The organism is Meridianimaribacter flavus, from assembly GCF_004366715.1.
In the GTDB taxonomy this organism is placed as follows: Bacteria; Bacteroidota; Bacteroidia; order Flavobacteriales; family Flavobacteriaceae; genus Gaetbulibacter_B; species Gaetbulibacter_B jejuensis.
Map to the genome: position 1 here is coordinate 438,086 of NZ_SOQZ01000002.1, position 23,734 is coordinate 461,819.

The 23,734-nt window shown below is 32.5% G+C and carries 23 protein-coding genes; 9 read left to right on the forward strand and 14 right to left on the reverse strand.

Features of this window, described 5'->3' with window-relative positions:
• Nucleotides 1–59 precede the first annotated feature (59 nt).
• The 9 genes from A8975_RS06835 to A8975_RS06875 form a co-directional block, all read right to left on the reverse strand.
• Entirely contained in the window at nucleotides 60–2,585 is a 2,526-nt protein-coding gene (locus tag A8975_RS06835) for a T9SS-dependent choice-of-anchor J family protein (RefSeq protein WP_134199310.1), read from the reverse strand.
• Between the two features lie 214 nt (nucleotides 2,586–2,799).
• Complete coding sequence (locus A8975_RS06840; protein WP_134199312.1) at nucleotides 2,800–3,612, reverse strand: enoyl-ACP reductase; 813 nt, start codon at nucleotides 3,610–3,612, stop codon at nucleotides 2,800–2,802.
• 149 nt (nucleotides 3,613–3,761) lie between these two features.
• Nucleotides 3,762–5,414 (reverse strand): DNA repair protein RecN, encoded by a 1,653-nt coding sequence (gene recN, locus A8975_RS06845; RefSeq protein ID WP_134199314.1) that lies wholly within the window; start codon nucleotides 5,412–5,414, stop codon nucleotides 3,762–3,764.
• A gap of 58 nt (nucleotides 5,415–5,472) precedes the next feature.
• On the reverse strand, nucleotides 5,473–6,360 hold the full coding sequence (locus A8975_RS06850) for a DUF4835 family protein (RefSeq protein ID WP_134199316.1): 888 nt from the start codon (nucleotides 6,358–6,360) through the stop codon (nucleotides 5,473–5,475).
• Entirely contained in the window at nucleotides 6,353–7,564 is a 1,212-nt protein-coding gene (coaBC, locus tag A8975_RS06855; RefSeq protein ID WP_134199318.1) for a bifunctional phosphopantothenoylcysteine decarboxylase/phosphopantothenate--cysteine ligase CoaBC, read from the reverse strand. The genes A8975_RS06850 and coaBC overlap by 8 nt, the downstream gene beginning before the upstream one ends.
• 8 nt (nucleotides 7,565–7,572) lie before the next feature.
• Nucleotides 7,573–7,902, reverse strand: coding sequence for a DNA-directed RNA polymerase subunit omega (locus A8975_RS06860; RefSeq protein WP_187347850.1), 330 nt, complete (start codon nucleotides 7,900–7,902; stop codon nucleotides 7,573–7,575).
• 11 nt (nucleotides 7,903–7,913) lie between these two features.
• The gene (locus tag A8975_RS06865) at nucleotides 7,914–8,729 is read right to left on the reverse strand and encodes an outer membrane protein assembly factor BamD (protein WP_129760343.1); all 816 of its coding nucleotides are present in this window, start codon (nucleotides 8,727–8,729) and stop codon (nucleotides 7,914–7,916) included.
• A 122-nt stretch (nucleotides 8,730–8,851) separates the two neighbouring features.
• On the reverse strand, nucleotides 8,852–9,730 hold the full coding sequence (gene dapA / locus A8975_RS06870; RefSeq protein WP_134199320.1) for a 4-hydroxy-tetrahydrodipicolinate synthase: 879 nt from the start codon (nucleotides 9,728–9,730) through the stop codon (nucleotides 8,852–8,854).
• Complete coding sequence (locus A8975_RS06875) at nucleotides 9,730–10,248, reverse strand: DUF6913 domain-containing protein (protein WP_134199322.1); 519 nt, start codon at nucleotides 10,246–10,248, stop codon at nucleotides 9,730–9,732. Before A8975_RS06875 ends, dapA begins: the two co-directional genes overlap by 1 nt.
• Nucleotides 10,249–10,316: 68 nt before the next feature.
• Here A8975_RS06875 and A8975_RS06880 point away from each other — a divergent pair, with 68 nt between their 5' ends.
• The 3 genes from A8975_RS06880 to A8975_RS06890 all read left to right on the forward strand — a co-directional run bounded on the left by A8975_RS06880 (nucleotide 10,317) and on the right by A8975_RS06890 (nucleotide 12,451).
• Complete coding sequence (locus tag A8975_RS06880) at nucleotides 10,317–11,075, forward strand: 5'-nucleotidase C-terminal domain-containing protein (RefSeq protein ID WP_134199324.1); 759 nt, start codon at nucleotides 10,317–10,319, stop codon at nucleotides 11,073–11,075.
• 3 nt (nucleotides 11,076–11,078) lie between these two features.
• Complete coding sequence (locus A8975_RS06885; RefSeq protein ID WP_134199326.1) at nucleotides 11,079–11,990, forward strand: bifunctional metallophosphatase/5'-nucleotidase; 912 nt, start codon at nucleotides 11,079–11,081, stop codon at nucleotides 11,988–11,990.
• A 71-nt stretch (nucleotides 11,991–12,061) separates the two neighbouring features.
• Nucleotides 12,062–12,451, forward strand: a complete 390-nt coding sequence (locus tag A8975_RS06890) for a DoxX family protein (protein WP_134199328.1) — start codon at nucleotides 12,062–12,064, stop codon at nucleotides 12,449–12,451.
• Here A8975_RS06890 and A8975_RS06895 read toward each other — a convergent pair.
• Entirely contained in the window at nucleotides 12,440–13,159 is a 720-nt protein-coding gene (locus tag A8975_RS06895) for a hypothetical protein (RefSeq protein ID WP_134199330.1), read from the reverse strand. The genes A8975_RS06890 and A8975_RS06895 overlap by 12 nt on opposite strands.
• Before the next feature lie 99 nt (nucleotides 13,160–13,258).
• Nucleotides 13,259–15,253, reverse strand: a complete 1,995-nt coding sequence (gene ligA / locus A8975_RS06900; protein WP_134199332.1) for an NAD-dependent DNA ligase LigA — start codon at nucleotides 15,251–15,253, stop codon at nucleotides 13,259–13,261.
• Nucleotides 15,254–15,313: 60 nt separating this feature from the next.
• Between ligA and A8975_RS06905 the strand changes: the two genes are divergently transcribed.
• Nucleotides 15,314–17,578, forward strand: a complete 2,265-nt coding sequence (locus A8975_RS06905) for a beta-N-acetylhexosaminidase (protein WP_134199334.1) — start codon at nucleotides 15,314–15,316, stop codon at nucleotides 17,576–17,578.
• Between the two features lie 111 nt (nucleotides 17,579–17,689).
• Nucleotides 17,690–18,385 carry a copper homeostasis protein CutC gene (locus A8975_RS06910; RefSeq protein ID WP_134199336.1) on the forward strand — a complete coding sequence of 232 codons (696 nt, stop codon included), beginning with the start codon at nucleotides 17,690–17,692 and terminating at the stop codon, nucleotides 18,383–18,385.
• 15 nt (nucleotides 18,386–18,400) lie between these two features.
• On the opposite strand, the gene prmC is transcribed toward A8975_RS06910, so the two are convergent.
• Nucleotides 18,401–19,264 carry a peptide chain release factor N(5)-glutamine methyltransferase gene (gene prmC / locus A8975_RS06915; RefSeq protein ID WP_134199338.1) on the reverse strand — a complete coding sequence of 288 codons (864 nt, stop codon included), beginning with the start codon at nucleotides 19,262–19,264 and terminating at the stop codon, nucleotides 18,401–18,403.
• On the reverse strand, nucleotides 19,261–19,752 hold the full coding sequence (locus A8975_RS06920; RefSeq protein ID WP_134199341.1) for a GNAT family N-acetyltransferase: 492 nt from the start codon (nucleotides 19,750–19,752) through the stop codon (nucleotides 19,261–19,263). Before A8975_RS06920 ends, prmC begins: the two co-directional genes overlap by 4 nt.
• Before the next feature lie 365 nt (nucleotides 19,753–20,117).
• On the opposite strand from A8975_RS06920, the gene ribD reads away from it, so the two are divergent.
• The 4 genes from ribD to A8975_RS06940 are packed head-to-tail and all read left to right on the forward strand — an operon-like array spanning nucleotide 20,118 to nucleotide 23,228.
• The gene (ribD, locus tag A8975_RS06925; RefSeq protein WP_134199343.1) at nucleotides 20,118–21,113 is read left to right on the forward strand and encodes a bifunctional diaminohydroxyphosphoribosylaminopyrimidine deaminase/5-amino-6-(5-phosphoribosylamino)uracil reductase RibD; all 996 of its coding nucleotides are present in this window, start codon (nucleotides 20,118–20,120) and stop codon (nucleotides 21,111–21,113) included.
• 29 nt (nucleotides 21,114–21,142) lie between these two features.
• The gene (locus A8975_RS06930; protein ID WP_134199345.1) at nucleotides 21,143–21,754 is read left to right on the forward strand and encodes an HAD family hydrolase; all 612 of its coding nucleotides are present in this window, start codon (nucleotides 21,143–21,145) and stop codon (nucleotides 21,752–21,754) included.
• Nucleotides 21,754–22,614 (forward strand): EamA family transporter, encoded by an 861-nt coding sequence (locus A8975_RS06935; protein ID WP_134199347.1) that lies wholly within the window; start codon nucleotides 21,754–21,756, stop codon nucleotides 22,612–22,614. The genes A8975_RS06930 and A8975_RS06935 overlap by 1 nt, the downstream gene beginning before the upstream one ends.
• Complete coding sequence (locus A8975_RS06940) at nucleotides 22,614–23,228, forward strand: IMPACT family protein (protein WP_134199350.1); 615 nt, start codon at nucleotides 22,614–22,616, stop codon at nucleotides 23,226–23,228. Before A8975_RS06935 ends, A8975_RS06940 begins: the two co-directional genes overlap by 1 nt.
• Here the strand turns inward: A8975_RS06940 and A8975_RS06945 are convergent.
• A complete protein-coding gene (locus tag A8975_RS06945) occupies nucleotides 23,225–23,635 on the reverse strand; it encodes an acyl-CoA thioesterase (protein WP_134199352.1) in 411 nt (136 codons plus the stop codon). The genes A8975_RS06940 and A8975_RS06945 overlap by 4 nt on opposite strands.
• Nucleotides 23,636–23,734: the final 99 nt, after the last annotated feature.

The following is a 23,734-nucleotide window of genomic DNA, read 5'->3' on the forward strand; positions in this document are numbered from 1 at the left end:
GAAAAAGAAAAAGCCCTAGCTATTTAGCTAAGGCTTTTCTTCTTTTTATTTAAAACTATTTAGTTCTTTATAACTCTAATAGTTTTAGTAGCATTATCAATTGTTACTTTAACAAAATAAGCACCACTATTAAGATTTACCATATCAACCTCAGCATCTAATGTGTTTGGAGAAGCGTTTATTACTTCTTGCCCTAACATATTATATACTGCAACATTTTGAATGTTGCTTTGAGCGTTAAGCGTTAATTTATCATTAACTGGGTTAGGGAAATATGTAAATTGACTATTCTCTTCTACATCACCAACCGATAAAACTTCAGAAGTAGACCATAGAGCTATTGTAAAATCTGATGAAGTTGGTGTTCCAGAATAATAGTAATATACTCTTACATAATATGTTTGTCCTACAACAAAGTCAGTACGACTTATTCTTGGGTTTCCATAAGTACTGTCATAGTCATCATATTCAATTGAGGTAAGGTTATTACAATCTCCTGAAAATAACTGGATAACTCCATCAAAATCATCAGTTACATCAATATTTATATCTGTTGCAGTTGCTGTAAAGCTATACCAAACATCATCATTAGCTGTACCTGCAGGTGCTGCAATACCTGAATCTGTTGCTCCTGCTATTGTTCCAGGAATTTGAGTTGCAGAAGGTAAATCTGCTATTTCTCCTTCAACTGTTAACTCAATAGCTCCTAAACATTCATCATTTGCTGGTGGTGCAGCTGGTGTTGTAAAGGTAAACGCCACCCAATCACTTGTCTCTCCACCACAATCGGCTTGATAATACACATAATAAGTAGTACTCTCATTCAACCCTGTAAGCATACCATTATATTCTGGTGTACCACTTACAGTATCTGATCCATCTTCCTCTCCCATTCCTGGAGTGAAATCAGCACCTTCTTTCCACTCAATATTCCAAGTTGTTTCAGCATAACCAGCACTCCATGATAAATCAGTTGAAGTTTCACTTAAATTATCTGCAGTCATACCTGATGGCGCAGGGCAAGTAACTTCATAAATATCTAAATCATAAGTTGATGTTTGAGGATAACTTGTCCAAGCTGATACTACAACATAATACGTTGTACCACTCGTTAAACTAATTAAAGGTAAACTTCTAGTTGAACCACTGGTTGAAGTATGGTAAGCCACTACCGATGAAAAAGGACAACCTTCAAATAACCATAAAGAGTGCCAATCAGATGTAGGTAATGTTAAATCAAAACTATATACGCCATCAGAAGCAGGTGTAAACGAGTATACAGCGTCATTAGACCCTAAGTAAGATGAGCTTCCTGTTCCATTAGTATACTGAGCGCCTGTTAAAGCAGGTACATCAGAAGGATCATATGCGTCTCCATAATTTGCTGTATCATCTGATGTTGAATAAGGCACTGATGAAACAACAATTGGGTTGCTACAGTCATAACCAATTGGAGCACCTTCAATAGTAAAACTCCAAATAGCACAACCAGAAGCTTCTACAGAAACATTAACAGGAACTGCTGACCAATACACAACTTGACTATAAGAAAAATCTACTGAAGCTGTTGTTGTTGCTACAGTTGTCTCTAAAACTGGGTTTGTTCCGGTAGCATCATCATAAGAATAAATATTATATCCTGTTGGAGTTGGTCCAGATGATGGAGCAGTCCAACTTAAAGATACAGTCTCACCTTCAACATCAACAGCCGTATCTAATGGCGTAATAGGTGCTTCAGCACAGTTAGGTGTTTCTGCTAGCGTAGTAAACGTAAATGATGCCCAAGTACTTGTATCTCCACCACCACAATCAGCTTGATAATACACATAATATTCTGTATTGGCAGTTAAACCTGTTAGTTGACTATTATATTCAGGAGATCCTGATACTGAATCTGACCCATCTTCTTCACCTGCACCAGGATTAAAGTCAGCTCCAGCTTTCCACTCTAAATTCCACATTGATTCTGCATCACCTAAAGTCCAAGACAAATCAGCAGATGTAGAAGTAATATTGTTAGCCGTCATAGCAGACGGTTCAAGACAAGTAGGTGGAGCTCCAGCAAAAAAGTCATCAATATAAAGTTCATCTTCCCAATCACCAACATATTTAAAAGCAAAATAAACCGTTTGACCTGCATAAGCATCTAGACTTTGTGAATATAAAGTCCAAACATCTTCAGATGCATTGGCAAGTAAATCATATAATAATGTAAAGTCTCCAGGATTATTTATTGGATCAGCCGAAGTGGTAGATATCCAAATTCCTTCTTCTACTCCATAACCTATTGAAGTATAGTTATGATTATAATAAAACTCTAAAACATCACCTGTAGAAACAGTATATGATGGTGAAATCATCCAAGAAGTAGACTCTGTTGCAATATTATCATCATTATGGTAAAAAGAATAGGTGCCAGAATTTGCTCGACTACTTGTTTGTACAAATCCTGGGTCATCTCCTTCTGTTTGCATAAATGTCCATCCTGAAGGAGGGTCAACTTCAAAATCTTCAGAAATTTGAGCATTTGATTGCCAACAAAATGAAAAAATAGCTAATGCTATCATTAAAGTAATTTTTTTCATAATTTGTTATTTTAATTAATAGTTAATAAAACGTTAATGCATAAATGTATTGATTAATTTTATGTTAAGAAACTACTCTCAATTCTAATCGATTAAAAACTAAAAAAGTCGACGAAAAACAGTTGCTTAAAAATCAAGCGATTGTATAAAAAAAGAAGAAGAGCCAAAAGCCCTTCTTCTTTTTAATTGTATGTATTAAAATAATGTATGTTATTTATTCAACAAATTTTTCCATAATTGCATCACTTACTCCCATATTACTAAATCCACCATCGTTAAATAAGTTTTGAAGTGTTACTCGTTTGGTTAAATCACTAAATAAAGTGACTGTATAGTTAGCACAGTCTAAAGCTGTGGCGTTTCCTAAAGGCGACATCTTATCAGCATAAGCGATAAATCCATCAAACCCTTTTACACCTTGACCTGCAGTTGTAGGTGTTGGCGATTGAGAAATAGTATTTACTCGTACTTTTTTATCTCTTCCGAAGAAATACCCAAAACTACGCGCTATACTTTCTAAATAGGCTTTATTGTCTGCCATATCGTTATAGTCTGGAAACACACGCTGTGCAGCCATATATGTTAAGGCTACTATACTTCCCCATTCATTCATTGCGTCTGCTTTATACAGTGTTTGCATTACCTTATGAAATGACATTGCAGAAACATCGGTTCCTTTTTGAGTCCAATCGTAATTTTGATCAGTATAAGCTTTTCCTTTTCTCACGTTTACAGACATTCCAATAGAATGCAAAACAAAATCAATCTTTCCGCCTAAAATCTCCATTGATTTTGACACTAAATTTTCTAAATCCTCAATTGATGTGGCATCTGCAGGAATAATCTCTGAACCTGTTTTTTCGGCAAGTTCATTTATTTGTCCCATTCGCATAGCAATTGGTGCGTTGGTAAGCACAAATGTTCCGCCTTCTTCATGAACGCGCTCTGCAGTTTTCCAAGCAATTGAGTTTGGGTCTAATGCACCAAAAATAATTCCTTTTTTTCCTTTTAATAAGTTATATGACATATTACTAGTTTTTTGAATATTTATAATTTAGTTGGTATTTTATACCTATTTAGGTTTTATCAATATTAAATTCAAAATTAATAAAACTTTAAATGTATTACTGCTTTTTGGCGTTCAATTCTACAATAATACTTTATTTTCACATTATCTTAATTTAATAATTGTTTAGCATGCTCTAAAGCCGAATCTGAAAGTGTTGCACCTCCAAGCATTTGTGCTATTTCAACAATACGTTCTTCTGAAGTTAATTTTTTTAACTGCGTTTGGGTTACCTCATCAACATCTTCTTTAAAGACTTTAAAATGTGTATCTCCTTTTGATGCTATTTGCGGTAAATGTGTTATGGTAAACACTTGCATTGTTTTACTCATTTGCTGCATAATAGAACCCATTTTGTTTGAAATTTCTCCTGAAACTCCTGTATCTATCTCATCAAACATAATGGTTGGCAATTGCGTATATTTTGATAAAATTGACTTTATAGCAAGCATAATACGAGATAACTCTCCTCCTGATGCTGCTTTTTTAAGTTCATTAAATTGACCACCTTTATTGGCTGAAAACAAAAAGCTCAATTCATCTTTTCCGTTTAAAAGGAATTTATCTACCAGCTTTAACTCTACTTTAAATTTAGCATTTGGCATTCCTAAACTTCCTAAAATAGCTTCTAATTGCTCAGTTAAGGTTGGTATTGCGTTTTCTCGCGTTTTATGAATATCCTTAGCGAGTTGATTTAATTGTTGTTCAATCGTTTTAAGTTTCTTTTCAATAGCAACAATTTGAGTATCCATATTCTCTGTTACAGATACTTTTTCCTTAAGGTTTTCTCGAATAGAAATTAATTCAGAAACATTAGACACAATATGCTTTTGCATTAGATTATGAAGCACTTGCAGTTTAGCATTCACTACTTCTAATCGGTTAGGGTCATCTTCTAGCTGATCTTGAGCTGTTTCAATTTCTGAAAAGACATCATCTAGCTCTATTAAACTACTGTTGATTCTTTCAAAAATAGCTTTATAGTTTGCCGAATATTCTGAAATTTTAGCAAACTGATTTTTGAGTTCTGTTAAATTGCTAATAACACCAATATCTTCATTACTTAACAATTGATAAGATGCCGAAAGTTTATCTTTTATCTCCTCTATATTATTAAGCGTTTCATACTCTTCCTCTAAAGTTTCCAAGTCGTCGTCTTCCAACTTTGCTGCTTCTAATTCTTTTAAAAGAAACAGGTTATAATCTAGCTCTTTGGTAAACTCATTTTTTTGCTCTTGCAATTGAGTTAAATCTCGTTTTAGCGATTTATATGTTGAAAGTTGGTTAGAATATTCTGAAAGTAACTTAGCGTTATCTGCCAATGCATCTATAACCTGAAACTGAAAATCGTCATTGGTTAACTGTAAGGTTTGATGTTGCGAATGAATATCTAAAAGATGCTCGCCTAAGGTTTGCAAACTATCTAAGTTTACAGGTGTATCATTTATAAATGCTCTAGATTTACCTGAAGGTAATATTTCGCGACGTACAATGGTTAATGGTTCGTAATCTAAGTCCTCTTCTTTAAAAAGCGATTTTAGGTCGTAATTAGCAACATCAAAAGTGGCTTCAATAACACATTTTATTGATGCGTCTTTAACGTTACTCAAATCGGCTCTTTTACCAAGCACTAAAGACAAGCCACCAAGCAGTATTGATTTTCCTGCTCCTGTTTCTCCAGTAATTATGGTAAGCCCATTATTGAAATTAACCTGAAGGTTATCAATTAAAGCGTAATTTTTTATGGATAGTGATGTAAGCAATGTATTGTGAGCTAAAGTTTCAACAAAAATCTATACTAGTACCACTTTTTTAAAGTGTCTAGTATTTTATGTTTCTCCATTTTGAAGCATGCATAGGAGCTATTCTAGTAAGTGATGTAATTACCTCAGTAATGTTTACACTTGGTCCACCTGAAAAAATGTCTTGAATTTCTTCGGATTTTGCATCAAAAAACACACGCATAAGAAAAGAATTAGGACGTCTGCTATTCATAGCTTTTAACTCTTCTATGATCGAAGCTATTTCCTCTTTTGAAGATTTTGCGTTTCTATGCATTTTATCCAATCCTTCCATATGATAAGCGTACATCACATTTCTAAATTCTTTAAACATTGGAGATAAAATGTTGTCAATTAAAACAAAGCGTGTTTGCTGACCATCTTCTAGCTTCCAACCTTTAAAGTTTTCTTGCTGCGAATAGTTTAAAATAGTTTGCGCTTGTCTGTAATATTCATCACCTCCATTTTGCTCAAAAGTATCAGCATCTAAACCTAAAATCATATAAATATGATATGCCAAAACCGATACCAAATTAGATTCAAACTGATTAGGATTAAATACTAAGTTTTGAAACTCAAGATATCTAAATGTAAAATTCTTATCGTTAAAATTATAAACTGGAGTACTATAGGTTGAATTAAAAACAGGACGAGACGATTGTATTTGCAACGTTGCATTAAACACATCGCTATTGTAATCTAAAATATTGATTACCATACTACAGTTAATGCGTTCTTGTGGTTTAAAATTTTTATCTGTCCAAGTTGTGTTGTTTACAAACTCTGTTAATTGTCTTTCTAAAGTTTTAAACACCTGAACATTTTCGTTACCAGTTTGTTGCGCGTTAACTACCAAGTTACAATTAAGTTCTTGAGCAGTAACACTTAAACCGAAACATAAAAATAAGATATAAAGAAAATTACGCATTGAGTTGTTTTAATATTTGATTCATTAAGTCTTCAGCTACTTGTATTTTAGACTTTAGCTCTTGGGCAATGATTTGGTCATCATTAGTTATAAAAGTAACTTTATTTGTTGAACCTCCAAAACCTGCTCCTTTATCGTTTAACGAATTTAATACAATTAAATTTAAATTCTTAGCTTTTAATTTTCCTTTTGCATGTTCTAACTCGTTATTTGTTTCCAATGCAAAGCCAACTAAAAATTGTTTGGTTTTAATAGCTCCTAATGAAGCTAATATATCCTTAGTCTTTTCTAACTCTATGCTAAACGTTGTTTCTTTCTTTTTTATTTTTTGGTCTGCAACATTTTTTGGCCTGTAATCTGCAACTGCAGCCGAAAGCACTGCAATATCAACATTACCAAAGTAGTTATGCGCTTCATTATACATTTGAGAAGCACTGGTAACTCGTATTAAGTTTATTAAACTACTAGATACTGTTTCATGACTAGGTCCTGACACTAATATAACCTCAGCACCAAGGTTTGCTGCAGCTTTGGCAATTTCAAATCCCATTTTACCACTAGAATGATTACCTATAAAGCGAACAGGATCTATGGCTTCATACGTTGGTCCAGCAGTAACCAATACTTTTTTTCCACGAAGTGGTAGCTTGTTTAAAATATCTTTTTCAATAAAGTCAACAATATCTTCTGGTTCAGCCATACGGCCTTCTCCTACAAGACCACTTGCAAGTTCGCCACTTGTTGCAGGAATCATAATATTTCCAAAAGATTTTAAAGACTCAAAAGACTGTACTGTAGATGGATGTTTGTACATATCCAAATCCATAGCAGGAGCAAAATACACAGGACATTTAGCTGAAAGATAAGTAGCCAAAAGTAAATTGTCGCAAGTACCATTTGCCATTTTAGACATAGTGTTGGCTGTTGCAGGAGCTATCACAAAAATATCAGCCCAAAGCCCAAGTTCTACATGATTATTCCACACAGCATTGTCATCTTCTTCATTTGTAAATAAAGAATGAACTGGATTTTTTGATAATGTAGAAAGTGTTAAAGGTGTAATGAAGTCTTTAGAAGCAGGCGTCATAACGACCTTTACGTTAGCGCCTGCTTTTATAAATAACCTTACTAGGTTAGCTGTTTTATAAGCAGCAATACCAGCAGTGATGCCAAGTAATATATTTTTGCCGCTTAATATTGACATCTTAAATCTTATTCCTGATTGTTGTCTTCAGTATTTCTGAAATAAATTTTGTCATCTAACCATTCTTGAACAGCTAGTGCATGAGGCTTAGGTAATTTTTCATAAAACTTAGACACCTCTATTTGCTCTTTGTTTTCAAAAATTTCTTCAAGACTATCATTGTAGGTTGCAAACTCCTCAAGTTTATCGATAAGTTCTCTACGAATGTCAGTGTTAATTTGTTCAGCTCTTTTTGAAATTACAGAAATAGCTTCGTAAATATTACTTGTTGAAGCGTCAATTTCATTTCTGTCATAAGTTACAGTTGTAACAGGAGCATTGGTTTTCTTTAAATCCATTATCTTAATAATTAACTTTTTACTTTGAATGTCTCTAATTCTGTTTGTAATTCTTCGTTCATTTTATTGGCTGCTTCTGCATGTTCAGACTCAGGATAAAATTTAATAAAAGAATTGTAATAGGCAACAGCAGTATTTAAACGTGCTTCTTTTTTAATTCTTACACTATTGATCGCTAGAGTAAATGCTGAATCTAAACGATAAAACATAGCATCTTCTCTAAAACTAGTTCCAGGGTAATCAATTAAAAAATTATCAAAAGCTTTTATAGCTGCTTCATAATCTGAAGCGTCATAATAAGCTATTTTGTTGTATTGTTTTGCAATTTCATACGCCTTCTTTTCTAATTTGTAATCCAACTCCTTTACCATTTCGTTTACTTCTGGTAAGTATTCAGAATTAGGATACTTAGAAATAAAGATTTGAAGTTTATCTAATGCTTCATAAGTTTCTTTTTGTTCTTTACTATAAACTGGAGACAGCATATAGAAACTTTTTGCTGACAAAAACGAAGCTTCTTCGGCTTTTTCACTTCTAGGGTAACTGCTTTCAAAACGCTCAAACTGATAACCTGACAAGTGATAGTCTTTCATCATGTAATAAGACTTAGAGTACATATACATTAACTTTTCAGCTTGTGGTTTTCCTCTGTATTGCGGAACTATTTGAGCAAACAACCTGTTAGCTTTACTATATTTTTCAGCTTCAAAAAGTTCAGTTCCTAAAGTAAACTTTTCAGCTATATCCTCAGATTTTAGTGCTTTTTGAAACTCGCTACAAGAGGTTAACAGTAATCCTAATAAAAGTGTGTAAAATAAATTCTTCATAAAATTTAAACAGAATGCAAAAGTACGTATTTATAACGTATTATAAAAACAAAAATTTTGTGCTAAAATAAAGGTTGTAACGTGTTATGAGTAAGCTTTATATAAACTTTAACTTTTTAGGTTTAATCTAGCTTATTAACTGCTTCTTTAATTTTAGATTTTAATCCTTCTGTTGCTTCTACAAGTGGCAATCTTACTGTGCTTTTTGCAAGACCAAGCGTTTCAAAAACAGCTTTAATACCTGAAGGATTGTTTTCTGCAAAAATTAAACTTGTAATATCCATTAAATCAAAGTGAATTGCGTAAGCTTCACTTGCTTTTCCTTCAAGACCAAGATTTATCATTTTGGTAAATTGTTTAGGTAATGCTTGCCCAATTACCGAAATCACTCCTGCTCCACCTGCTAATACTACACCAAGCGCTAAATCGTCATCTCCTGAAATAATCAAGAAATCTTCTGGTTTGTTCTTAATCAAGGTTAAGTATTGTGCCACATTGTTGCCTGCTTCTTTAACTGCTATGATATTTTCAAAATCATTTGCTAAACGCAATGTAGTTTCTGGCAACATGTTTGACGATGTTCTTCCTGGTACATTATATAAAATAATAGGTTTTGGAGACGCTTGCGAAATGGCCTTAAAATGCTGATAAATGCCTTCTTGTGTTGGCTTACTGTAATATGGAGACACTGATAAAATAGCATCGACATGAGATAAACCGGTTGTATTAATCTCTTCAATAACTGCTGCTGTATTATTACCTCCAATTCCTAAAACTAAAGGTAAACGACCATTATTTGCTTCAACTATAGTATTAATTATGGCTTTCTTTTCTTCGGCAGTAATGGTTACACTTTCTCCTGTTGTACCACTAATAACCAAGTAGTCTGTTCCGTTATCTATGTTGTAATTAACAATATTTGTAAGCGCTTCAAAATCTACAGTTAAATCAGATTTAAAAGGCGTTATTAAGGCAACTCCTGTACCGTAAAATGTATTCATTATATTTTGTTTAAAACCGTTAAATATTTTTTTAATTCGTTTTTAAATAGCGTAAACTCTTTTGGTGCAACATTTATTATTAAATCGTAAAAACGATCATCAATTCCTGCTAATCCTACTTTAAACTTGGCTTTTGAAGCTACACTAATTAAATTAAGATCTAAAACATCTTGCTTATAAAAGCTAATTAAGATGTCAAACTCTGTGTCAATAAATGTTTGAAGTTCTACGTTTTTTATTTTCCCGTTCCAACCAAAATCTTTTGGATTGAAATAGGTATCCCAAAGGTCGTTACTATCTTTGTTATCTTCAACATAAGCAACAATTTTAACTTTATTTCGCTTAATGTCTATGAACTCAAAAAACGTTCTGAAAGCTTCAAAATCAGAAAATTCACTTAAGTGTAAAATCACTCCTACTTTATCAACCTTAGTATTGCTAAAAGACACATTCCTAGAATTTAACAATTTGTTGATATATTTTTGATTTGATTTTTCCCTAAATGCCTTTAAAATCATTTATCTTTATCCTTTTTGCAAATGTAGTAAATAGTGCTACATCTTTTTGTAACTTTTTAAAATATCCTATGAATTTCAAACACCTTTTAGTTGTTGCTTCAGTCTTGATTTTCACCTCTTGTAAACAAGAAAATCATTTATATAGAATTGAAGGTAAACAGATACAAATTACCGATAGTCTTCAAGCTAATTCTGACGTTGAAGCATTCATTAAACCCTATCGTGAGCACGTTAACAAAAACCTTGATAGTGTTTTAGCATATTCTGTTGATACCTACTCAAAAAACGATGGAGAATACAACACAGCTGTAGGAAATTTTATGGCTGATGCTATCTACGAACAAGCAAACCCTGTATTTAAGAAAAGAACAGGAAAAGACATCGATTTTGTTTTACTTAATCATGGTGGAATTCGATCTATACTCTCTAAAGGTAATGTTACAGCAAGAACTGCTTATGGATTAATGCCTTTTGAAAACTCAATGGTTGTGGTTGACTTAAAAGGCGCTCAAGTAAAAGAGTTATTAGAATATCTAGCTAAAGCAAAAAGAGCGCATCCAATTTCTAAATTAAAATTAGCTATTGACGCAGATTTCAATGTTGCTTCAGCTAGTTTACACGACTCTCCTATTGACTTTAATAAAAACTATTTTGTTTTAACCAATGATTACTTATACAATGGTGGTGACCACATGGATTTTTTCAAAACCAATGACAGTCTTTATGATTTAGATTACAAAATTAGAAATGCTCTTATAGATTATTTCAAAAAAGTAGACACCATTAATCCTGTAATTGATGACAGATTTATTCAATTAAAAAACTAAGCCATGAAAAGAAGAGACTTTATACAACAAACAGCTGCTGCATCAACCTTAATAGGATTAGGTGGTTTAGGACTACAATCGTTTGCAACTCCTCCAAAAAAAATCACTATTCTTCATACCAATGACGTCCATAGTCACATTGATGCTTTTGGACCTGAAGATGGCAGAAACGCAAATAAGGGTGGTGTTGCTAGACGCGCAAGTTTAATTGAAGCGATACGAAAAGAAAACCCTAATACCTTATTAATGGATGCTGGCGATATTTTTCAAGGCACTCCTTACTTTAATTATTATGGTGGTGAATTGGAGTTTAAGCTCATGAGTATGCTTAAATACGATGTAGCTACAATTGGAAATCATGATTTCGACAATGGTATAGATGGTTTATATGCACAATTACCACATGCTGATTTTGATTTTATTTCAGCTAATTATGATTTTAAAAACACCATAATGGATACTCATGTAAAACCTTACAAAACCTTTACAAAAGAAGGTATTAAAATTGGTGTTTTTGGTCTTGGAATTCAGTTAGATGGTTTGGTAGGTAAAGATATGTATAAAGAAACTGTATACATGGATCCTATTGAAACTGCTCAGGAAATGACGCGCGTTTTAAAAGAGACTGAACGTTGCGATTTAATTATTTGTCTTTCGCATATTGGGTATTACTACAAAAACAGCCCTGAAAAAGTATGCGACCTTAACTTAGCAAAAGCTACTAAAGATATTGACTTAATTATTGGTGGACACACGCATACGTTTTTGCCAAAACCAACTGTTGTTAAAAATATTGAAGGTAAAAACACCCTTGTAAACCAAGTAGGTTGCTATGGTATAAACCTAGGTAAAATCGACTTTTATTTTGATGCTGATAAAAACAAAGCTGCTGAAGGAACCTCTATTATAGTTTAGAATTTTAACACTAAAATGATAGGGTTAAACTAGTTTTGCGTCTAAATGGGATATTAACTAAAAATAATCTCATGAAAACTAAACTTCTTTTTATCCTCAGATTAGCAGTTGCAATTATTTTAATTCAAACTCTTAGATTTAAGTTTACAGCACATCCTGATAGTGTGTACATTTTTTCGCAAGTTGGTCTTGAACCTTATGGCAGAATTACTATTGGAATTCTTGAGTTAATAGCTGGAATACTTTTACTTATTCCCAAAACTGTTTGGGCAGGTGCAACACTAACATTAGGTGTGATTTTTGGTGCAATAGTTATGCATTTAACACAACTAGGTATTCAAGTTAATAATGATGGAGGAGTTTTATTTTCAACTGCAGTAGTAACTTTTATACTTTCTGCTATTATCCTTTATTTTTACAAAAAAGACATTCCTGTGATTGGAAAAAAATTAAACTCCTAGTTTATTATAATTTTCCTCGTGGCTAATTTTTGCCTGTAAATAGAAGAATACAAAAGCAAGCACTAAGAAGATAGAACATAGTACATTTAATATGTTTACTTCTGAAACATAAAAATAAGCTAGTTGTATTACTTCTGAAAAGACTATAAAAATTGAACCCACTAAAAAGTTCATCGATTTTTTATCGTCTTTGTATATATAGTTTATAAGTGCTACAGACAACAAAGCCATTATAACAGCATTATAAACAAATTCAAGTAAGTACTCTGCAAATTGTAATTCAGGTTTTGTAGTATTAGTCACCACAATTACACACGAAATATCTAAAACCAATAAAATTATTATATGAACTGGCAATTTGGTAACCACTTGTTTAATATCTAGTGTTTTTAATATTTGAACAATCAAAAACGAGTATGATAAAATATACATTGCATTAATAATGTAATAAGAGTAGTCAGCCATAAAACTATCAGGAGAAATTTGCCAAGACAAGAAGTTAAAAACATCAGCAACTGTAAATGTTATTAAAAACAAAAAGAAAAACTTTCTTTTATTTTCAACGCGCGAACAATACAAGATACTAAGCAAAACTAAAAGCAACGCTCTAATACCTGAAGCATAATACTCATACTTAAAGAGTTGTAATCCTAAAAAGACAACACTAAGTACAGCAAGCAATGCTATTAATGTTTTTGGTTTTTGCATTTATTTAATTAATCCCTTGTTGGGACAAATATAAATAAAAAATACAATTAAACGAATAAAAATGCATTTTATCGATGAAAATTAACATTTTGTAGGATTTTACCTAATCATCAATAAAAATTGTTCTTCTGAAAGAATAGGTATATTTAAGGATTCTGCTTTTGTTTTTTTACTTGGTCCCATGTTGTCTCCAGCAACAACATAGCTTGTTTTAGAAGATATTGAAGAAGACACCTTACCTCCATTGTCTTCAATAAGCTTTTTAAGCTCATTTCTTGACACAGAAGTAAACACGCCAGATACTACAAACGTAGATCCTTCTAATTTATTGGTTTGATTTGCTAATTTTTCAGCTGAAATTTCCAATTGCACTCCAAAATGTTTCAGTCTTTCAATAATAGAGCTATTCGCTTCCGAAGCAAAAAAGGCAACAACACTTTCTGCTATCTTCACTCCTATTTCATCTACATTGACCAGTTCTTCTTCCGAAGCATTTTTAATCGCATCAATAGTTTTATAATGTTTAACCAGTTTTTTTGCAACGGTTTCTCCAACATACCTAATACCTAACGCATACAAAACGCGCTCAAAAGGAATTTGCTTAGATGTTTCAATTCCGTTAATAAGGTTTTCAGCACTTTTTTGAGCCATACGTTCTAAGGGCAACACTTGGTCTACAGTTAATTCATATAAATCAGAATAATTTGTAATTAAACCTGCATTAACCAACAAAGCAACGGTTTCTCCTCCTAAGCCATCAATATCCATCGCTTTTCTTGAAATAAAATGCTGTATGCGACCAATGATTTGAGGATTACATCCATTGTAATTCGGACAATAATGTTGTGCTTCACCTTCAGTTCTTACCAATTCAGTATTGCATTCTGGACAGTGGGTAATATATTCAGTTGGTTTAGAATCTGCTGGTCGTTTACTTAAATCTACAGCTATAATTTTAGGGATTATCTCTCCTCCTTTTTCTACATACACCTCATCACCTTCTCTAATATCCAACTTAGCAATCTGGTCTGCATTATGCAATGATGCTCGTTTAACAGTTGTTCCTGCTAATTCTACAGGCTCTAAATTTGCAACTGGAGTAATTGCTCCTGTACGTCCTACTTGATAAGTAATTTCATTTAACCGAGTAGAAACTTGCTCTGCCTTAAACTTATAAGCCATTGCCCAACGTGGTGCTTTGGCTGTATATCCTAATTCCTCTTGTTGATATAAACTGTTTACCTTTATAACAACACCATCAGTTTCGTAAGGCAAATTATGTCTATGCTCATCCCAATAGGTAATAAATTCTAAAACCTCATCAATTGAATTAGCAAGTTTAGCGGCTTGCGGAACTTTAAATCCCCAAGCTCTAGCTTTTTCTAAACTTTCAAATTGTGTGGAAATATTCAAATTGGTCCCTGTAATATTATAAAGCAAACATTCCAAAGGACGTTTAGCTACTTCAGTACTATCTTGTAGTTTCAAGCTTCCTGAAGCTGTGTTTCTTGGGTTTCTATATGGTTCTTCTCCTATTTCAATACGCTCTTCATTCATTTTATTAAACCCTTCAAAAGGCAAAACGATTTCACCTCTTATATCGAATTTAGGTGGAAAATCGCCTTTCAACTGCAACGGAACTGATTTAATGGTTTTTATATTAGTAGTAACATTATCACCTTGAAATCCATCACCTCTTGTAACCGCTTTTGTAAGTTGTCCGTTTTCATAAGTTAAGCTAATAGACGCTCCATCATATTTAAGCTCACAGGTATATTGTACTTCACCATCAACTTGCTTTTTAATACGAGTTTCCCAATCTAACAAATCTTCTTTAGAATAAGAATTATCTAAAGAATACATACGATGCTCATGAACAACTGTTTCAAAATTCTTTGTAACCTCTCCTCCTACACGCAATGTAGGCGAACTTGCATCATAAAACTCAGGATGTTTTGCTTCCAACTCTTGAAGCTGCTTAAGTTTTACATCAAAATCAAAATCACTTATTGTAGGATTATCCAATACGTAGTAATTGTAATTATGCTGACGCAATTCATCACGAAGGGTTTCTATTTGCTGTTTAATATCCATTAAAGTAATTGAGAAAAGTTATCTTTTTTGAGTTATATTTAAAGCATCTAATATACTAAAATGCCTTTCAAGAAAATAGCCGTTTGTATTGTTTTTATCAGTTTTTTATTCAATTGTCAAAACACTGAAACACCCAACATTAAGCCTCAAATTACCCCAATTCCTTCAGAGCAAACTATTAATAAAGGACATTTTGTTTTAGATAATTCTACCGGAATAAAGTATACTGATGATTTTAAAATCTCTGCTGAATTTTTAAAATCTTACATTGAAAACGAAAGTCCCATAAAGCTACAAGACAATAATTCTATTTCATTTATAAAAGATGAGAGTATTGAAAATCCAGAAGGATATTTGCTTGAAATCCTTCCGAAGTCAATTGTAATTAAAGCCAAAACAGATCAAGGTGCGTTTTATGCTGTACAATCATTAAGACAATTACTACCTGCCGAATTTGAAAATAAAACGCTTTCTGAAACAAAAGCGCTTATCCCTTGTGCTACAATTAAAGACAAGCCACAATTCGAGCATCGAGGCATGCATTTAGATGTATCCAGACACATGTTTTCAGTTGAATTCATAAAGAAATATATTGATGCTTTAGCGATGCTTAAAATGAATACGTTTCACTGGCATTTAACCGATGATCAAGGTTGGCGAATAGAAATCAAAAAATATCCAAAACTGCAAGAAGTTGCTGCTTATAGAAACGAAACTTTAATCGGACATTATAGCGACCAACCTCAACAATTTGACGGTAAAACATATGGAGGTTTTTACACACAAGAAGAAGTCAAAGAGGTTGTGGCTTATGCTAAGAGCAGGTTTGTTACCGTAATTCCTGAGATTGAACTTCCTGGTCATGCACAAGCTGCTATTGCTGCTTATCCTGATTTAGGCTGTACTGAAAAACAAATAGATGTTGCCACAACATGGGGCGTTTTTGAAGATATTTTTTGCCCAAAAGAAGAAACATTTACTTTTTTAGAAAGTGTTTTAGACGAGGTTGCTACTCTTTTTCCTAGCACATACATTCATATTGGTGGTGATGAAGCTCCAAAAACCAGATGGAAAAACTGTGAATATTGTCAAAAACTCATAAAGAATAAAGGTTTGAAAAACGAACACGAGCTACAAAGCTATTTTATAGCACGTATTGAAAAATATCTTAACAGCAAAGGCAAGCAAATTATAGGTTGGGACGAAATTCTTGAAGGCGGTTTAGCTCCAAATGCAACTGTAATGTCATGGAGAGGGATTGAAGGTGCTGTTGAAGCTGCAAAGCAACACCACAATGTAATTATGACACCTACGTCTCATTGTTATTTTGATTATTATCAAAGTGAAAACGATAACGAACCTTTAGCTATTGGTGGTTTTTTACCATTAGAAAAAGTGTATGGTTTTAACCCAATTCCTGAAGAACTCAATGATGACGAAGTACAATACATTTTAGGTGCACAAGGGAACATTTGGACAGAGTACATTAACACCGAAAGTCAATTGGAATATATGGCTTTTCCACGAATGTTAGCTATGAGCGAAGTGGTTTGGTCAAAACCAGAAAACAAAAACTATTCTGACTTTGTGAAACGCGTTGAGAATTTTCACAAGAGACTCGATGCTTTAGATATTAATTATGCTAATCATCTTTATGAGATTGAAGGTGAGTTACTATCAAATGATAATCTTAGCTATCAACTAAAAACGCTAACTGACGGTAAAACTATAAGGTACACCCTAGACAGTTCGGAACCTACACTGCAATCAGAAATTTATAATCAACCTATTCCAATTACTGAAAGCGTGACCATAAAAGCTTCCCTGTTTAATAATGAAAAACAATTAGGTAAAGTTTTCACTCAAAACATTAATCATCATAAGGCAGTAGGAAAAAAGATTACCATAAATAAAGCACCTCACAAATCCTACCCTGGAAGTGGTGCTGAGGGATTAATCAATGGTATTTCTGGAAGCGATTCACGTTATGGCGACAAAGAATGGTTAGGATTTTGGGGAGAAGATATCGAGATTACCATTGATTTAGGTGAAGAAACAGAAATCAATTCTATTGAAACTCGATTTTATAATGCTCCTGGACAGTGGATTTATGCTCCTAATGAAATCGAAATCGAAATCGAAAATGAAGTTGAAAAAATGCAGATTCCGAATGCAACAGAAAAACTTATCAGCATAAAGTTTGAACCCAATGTTTCAGGACGTTATATCACCTTGAAAATCCCAAACTATGGTATTATTCCAGAAGGCAAACAAGGTGCTGGTAACAAAGCTTGGACGTTTATTGATGAAATAATTGTGAATTAACCTATATAATAGTCAGTTCGAGTGAAATTATGTAATAATTTTGTATCGAGAACAAGCATCTCGATACAATTTTGATAAATCAAAATCACTCGATGTGACAAACACAAAAACATGCTTTTAGAAATCTGTGCCAATTCTTACCAATCAGCTAAAAACGCTCAAGACGCAGGAGCTCATCGTATTGAGTTATGTCAAGAACTTTCTGTTGGTGGCATTACACCTAGTTATGGTTTTTTAAAACAAGTAAGAGATACACTTTCAATTCCAGTGTTTGTATTAATCAGACCTCGTAGTGGAAATTTTATCTATACAGAAGATGAACTTGACATCATGAAACAAGACATTCAATTATGTAAAAAGTTAGGTTTTCAAGGTATCGTTTCAGGGGTTTTAAATCCAAACAACACTATTGACTTAAAACAAACAAAAGAACTTGTAGAGCTCTCCAAACCGCTTTCTTTTACATTTCATCGTGCGTTTGATTGCGTTAAAAATCCTGAAGAAGCTCTCGAACAGCTCATCAATTTAGGTATTGAAAGAGTACTGACTTCTGGTTTACAACCTTCAGCTGAAAAAGGCATTAATACTCTAAAAAAACTAAACGAAAAAGCTAAAGGAAGAATTACCATTTTAGCAGGTGGTGGCATTAACCAAAATAACGCTAAACGTTTTAAAGAAATAGGATTAAAGGAAATTCACGCATCAGCTTCTTCAACCATCGAAAGTGATGGTTCGTTATTTTCAACACCTCTCACCTTTTCTGACTCAAAAAAAATTAAAGCCATATTAAGTGTAATTAGTCATTAAGAATTATTGAAAATCTTAAAAACTTACTGCTTTCACCATTCTATCGTTACCAAATAAGTCTTGCTTTAGTTCTACGTTTTCAAAAGAAAATGTCTGCATTAAATCAACCATTTCTTTTCCTAAATATTGATTAATTTCAAAATACAAAGTGCCTTTTTCTTTCAAATAAATAGTTGAAAATTCACATATAGCTCGGTAAAATAACAACGGATCATGGTCATCAACAAACAACGCTAGATGTGGCTCATGGTTGAGCACATTTGGTTTTATTTCCTGCTTTTCAAGTTGTCGTACATAAGGCGGATTGGACACTATGATATCAAATTTAAAATCTGATTTAAACCCATTAGGATTTATAATGTCATCATTTATAAATTGCACAGATACATTATTATTTTCAGCATTTTGTCTCGCTACTTCCAATGCGTTTTTACTAACATCTAGAGCATAAACTTTAGCATTTGGCAAGTGTTTAGCCAGAGAAATCGCGATACAACCTGTTCCTGTACCAATATCTAAAATATTTAATTGAACATCTTGGTTTTGTGCTGAGTGATTTTTGATAATCCACTCAACAAGTTCTTCGGTTTCAGGTCTTGGAATTAAGGTATCTGGATTGACCTTGAACATTAAACCGTAAAACTCGGTTTCTCCAATAATATACTGAATAGGCTCTTGCTGTTCTAGTCTGCTTAAAGCATCTTGAAAAACCTCTTCGTCTTTTTTATTGATGGTAGCATTTGGCTCTAAAGCTAAAGCCATTCTATTTAAACCAACAATATGCTCAGTCAAGAGATAGAAAAAGCTATCGACCTCTTGTTTACCATAAATAGTATCTAGCGTTTTATGAAATAATGTTTGAATGTCTTTTAACTTCATAACTTTTTTATCATCCATACATTACACGAATAGTGTCCTGTATTTCCCATTGGCTTATCTAGTGACTGAAACCCTACTCTAGCGTAGAGTTTTGTGGCTGCTTTCATATATGGCAAGGTTTCTAAATAACAGTGTTCAAACCCAAACCGTTTAGCTTGTTCAAGACAAACTGCCATCATTTTTGCACCTAAACCAGTACCTCTAGCTTCTGGTAAAAAATACATTTTTTGCAATTCGCAAACATTTCCTTCGTAGTTATCTAATTGCGAAATACCTGCCCCACCAATAATTTTACCATTGTGGTCAATAACGAAATATTTAGATTTAGGAGTATCATACGTTTTTGTCATACAGTCTAAAGCTTTGTCTTCATAGGCTGTTCCAACTTTAGGCACTCCAAACTCAATAAGCACCTCTCTGATAACCTTTGCAATTTGCTGGTCATCTTCAGGCTGTATTTCTCTAATTACAATATTATTATTGCTCACTTTATTGTATTATTTTTATCCCGAAATTTTTCGGGATGAAGATACATATTATAAATTCGATTTTGATAAGAAATCATTCAATTGCTTTGGTAGATTTCAGTTTTTGTTTCTCAACCATTTAATTAAATCTTTAATTATATATAATAATGGTAAAGCTATCAGAAAAAATGCTACAATAGCGCTTGTTAAGATTGATTTGTATACATATGGAAACTCCATCTTAGGTATTGAAATCATATGTGAATAACCTATTATCATTATAAAAATGCAAACTAAATAAGATAATAAGCGATAAAAGAAATTTTTCAATGTTATTTTAATTTTCTATAAATATAAATTATAATATTTGTTAATTATTACTCTTCTTGAAACAACACGACTATTACATAAAACGCTGTATTGAAATTGCCAAAAACGGATTGGGAACCACAAGACCAAACCCAATGGTTGGTTGCGTGATTGTGCATAACAACTCTATTATTGGCGAAGGCTTTACAAGTCCTTATGGCGGCAATCATGCAGAAGTAAATGCCATAGCATCGGTAAAAGACAAATCTTTGCTAGAAAAAGCGACACTTTATGTTACTTTAGAACCTTGTAGTCATTATGGAAAAACACCACCTTGTAGCGATTTAATTATTAAACATAACATCCCTAAAGTTGTAATTGGTACTATTGACACTCATAGTAAAGTTGCAGGAAAAGGTATTGAAAAACTAAAAAATGCTGGATGCAATGTTGTTGTTGGCGTTTTAGAAGACGCTTGTAAAATACATCATAAACGCTTCTTTACATTTCACAACAAGCAACGTCCTTATATTATTTTAAAATGGGCTGAAACCACTGATGGTTTTATTGCTCCATTAACTAAAGAAGAGCAAAAACCTGTTTGGATTACTAACACTTACTCACGACAATTAGTGCATAAATGGCGTAGTGAAGAACAAGCTATTTTGGTTGGTGCAAATACTGTTTTACAAGACAACCCAAGCTTAACAGTAAGGGATTGGACTGGAACAAATCCTATTCGTGTGGTTTTAGACAAAAACGAAACGCTTTCAAAAACACATAAGGTCTTTAATAACGATGCACAAACCATAGTAATCAAAGACACATCAGTTCAAGCTATTTGTAAAGCTTTATATGATGCTGAAATAAATTCTGTAATTATTGAAGGAGGCTCAAAAACCTTACAGCTTTTTATAGATTCTGGTGTTTGGGATGAAGCACGAGTGTTTACAGGACAAACTATGTTTAAAGAAGGTATAAAAGCACCAAATTTTACAGGAAAGCTAATTTCTGAAGAAAACATTAAAAATGATATTTTAAGGATTTATGAAAATCCTGATAAGGATATATAACTAAAAAAAATCCGTTTACACGAAAAACTATGATTAAAACCTTAATATTTGATTTTGGCGACGTGTTTATCAACCTAGATAAAGAAGGCGCAATGAATAACGCTCTTAATTTGTTTGAAGTTGAAACTTTCCCTGAAGAACTCATTGCCATAAATAGTTTGTATGAGCAAGGACTTATATCTAGCGAAGAATTTATAGAGTTTTATGTGGAGAATTTCCCTAAACTCTCAAAAGAATCCATTCTTGATGCTTGGAACTATATTTTAAGAGATTTTCCTACTCATCGTTTAGAGTTTTTAAAAACACTTGCTAAAACTGATGTCTACAAACTAATTTTATTGAGTAATACTAATGAATTACATATTGATTGGATAAAAGACAAGGTGGAATTTTACGACGATTTTAAAACTCAATTTCATGAGTTTTATTTATCGCACGAAATCAATTTAAGAAAACCTAACGCTAACATCTATGAGTTTGTACTCCTTGAAAACAATTTAAAACCTGAAGAGTGTCTTTTTATTGACGACACCAAAGAGAACACTGACTCTGCATCAAAACTAGGCATTCATACCTGGAACATCAACCCTATTACTGAAGATGTTGTAAATTTATTCACTATAAACAACCATTTATTTTAATGTATTTAGTTTTTAGCATACTCGCTTCAACTTTAATTTTTATTGTTTTTAAGCTCTTTCAACGATTTAAAATTGACACTACTCAAGCTATAGTTGTCAACTATTTTATAGCATGTATTGTTGGTTTAATCGCTTACGATTCACCTATAAGTATTTCTGAAATCACCAACTCAAAATGGTTTTTGGGAGCCGTTTTTTTAGGTGTTTTATTTATAAGTATTTTTATTGTAATGGCAATTACAGTTCAAAAAAACGGTGTTTCTGTTGCTTCAGTAGCTTCAAAAATGAGTGTTGTAATTCCTGTTATTTTTGGTATTTACGTCTATAATGAAAGTACTGGATTTCAAAAGCTGATAGGTATATTACTAGCTTTAGCTGCAGTATATTTAGCTTCCATAAAAGCGGGATCTAAAATCAATTTTAAGAAAAACTTACTCTTTCCTATACTTTTGTTTTTAGGTTCTGGAGTTATAGACACCTCTATTAAATATCTAGAAACTACTTACGTTCCTGAAAATGGAATTCCTATTTTTTCGGCAACAATTTTTGGTTGCGCAGCATTAATTGGTGTATTAACCCTTATTGCAAAACGATTAAAAGGCGAATTTAAATTTCAACCTAAAAGTTTATTAGGAGGTATTACACTTGGTGTTATAAACTACAGTTCTATTTACTTTTTATTAAAAGCACTGGACCATGAAACATTTGAGAGTTCTACACTATTTACTGTAAATAATGTAGGTATTGTGATGCTTTCCACTTTAACTGGTCTAATTTTATTTGGAGAAAAACTTTCTGCTAAAAACTGGATAGGTATTGTTTTAGCGATTGTCTCAATAATTTTAGTGACATTAGCATAATGAAAGATACTTTCAAAACCATAAACAAACCATCTGAAGAAATCTTATTCAAAGACAAAAACAGTAAATTTTTTGGATACGCGTTTCCTGTCACTTCTGAAGATAAGGTTAAACAATATATAGAAGATTTAAAAAAACAACACCACCAAGCCAGACATTGGTGTTATGCTTACCAAATAGGAACAGACGAAACCAACATACAGTTTAGAGCAAATGATGATGGTGAGCCCAACAACAGTGCAGGCATGCCTATTTATGGGCAAATACAATCTTTTGAAGTCACAAATATTTTAATAGTAGTTGTAAGATACTTTGGAGGCGTAAAACTAGGTGTTAGTGGTTTAATAAATGCTTATAAAACAGCGGCTCAATTAAGTTTAGAAGCTTCAAAAATTGTTACTAAAACTATTAACAGGCATTACAAAATCACTTTTGATTACAAAAACATGAATAAAGTGATGCGTATTATAAAAGAAAAAAACATAAAGGTTTTAGATCAAAAACTAGAATTAGATTGTCAACTTAATATTTCTGTAAGATTAAAAGAAAGCGAATCCATTTTTAATGCTTTTGATAGCTTATTTGAAGTTTCTATAAGCCCATTAAACGATTAATCTTGTAATTTGTCTAAAATATATTTTGGACATCTTGTAGGTCTATTCTTGTTAATATCTATAAACGCCAAAACGGTATTTCCAGTCGTTAAAATTTCATTTTTAGAATTTAAAATTTCGTAGTCAAATTCTATAGTTGCTGTTGGCATTTTTTTTAGTTTTGTTATCACTTTAATAACATCATCATAATACGCTGACTTTTTGAATTTTACATTTAAAGATATAACCGGAAGCATAACACCATCTTCTTCCATTTGTTTATAAGTTACTCCTAATTCTCTTAACCACTCTGTTCTACCTATTTCAAAATATTGCGCGTAGTTTCCATGGTAAACCACACCCATTTGATCTGTTTCACCATAACGTACTCTAATCTGATTTTCAGAGCATTTTGTAGGATTAACCATAAAATTTTAATTTTTTTTTTGTACTTTCAACAAGTTTTAAACATGAGAAAAAAATTCTTAAAATTCAACGAGTTTTGATTTTTTTTTTAAGAATTTTGT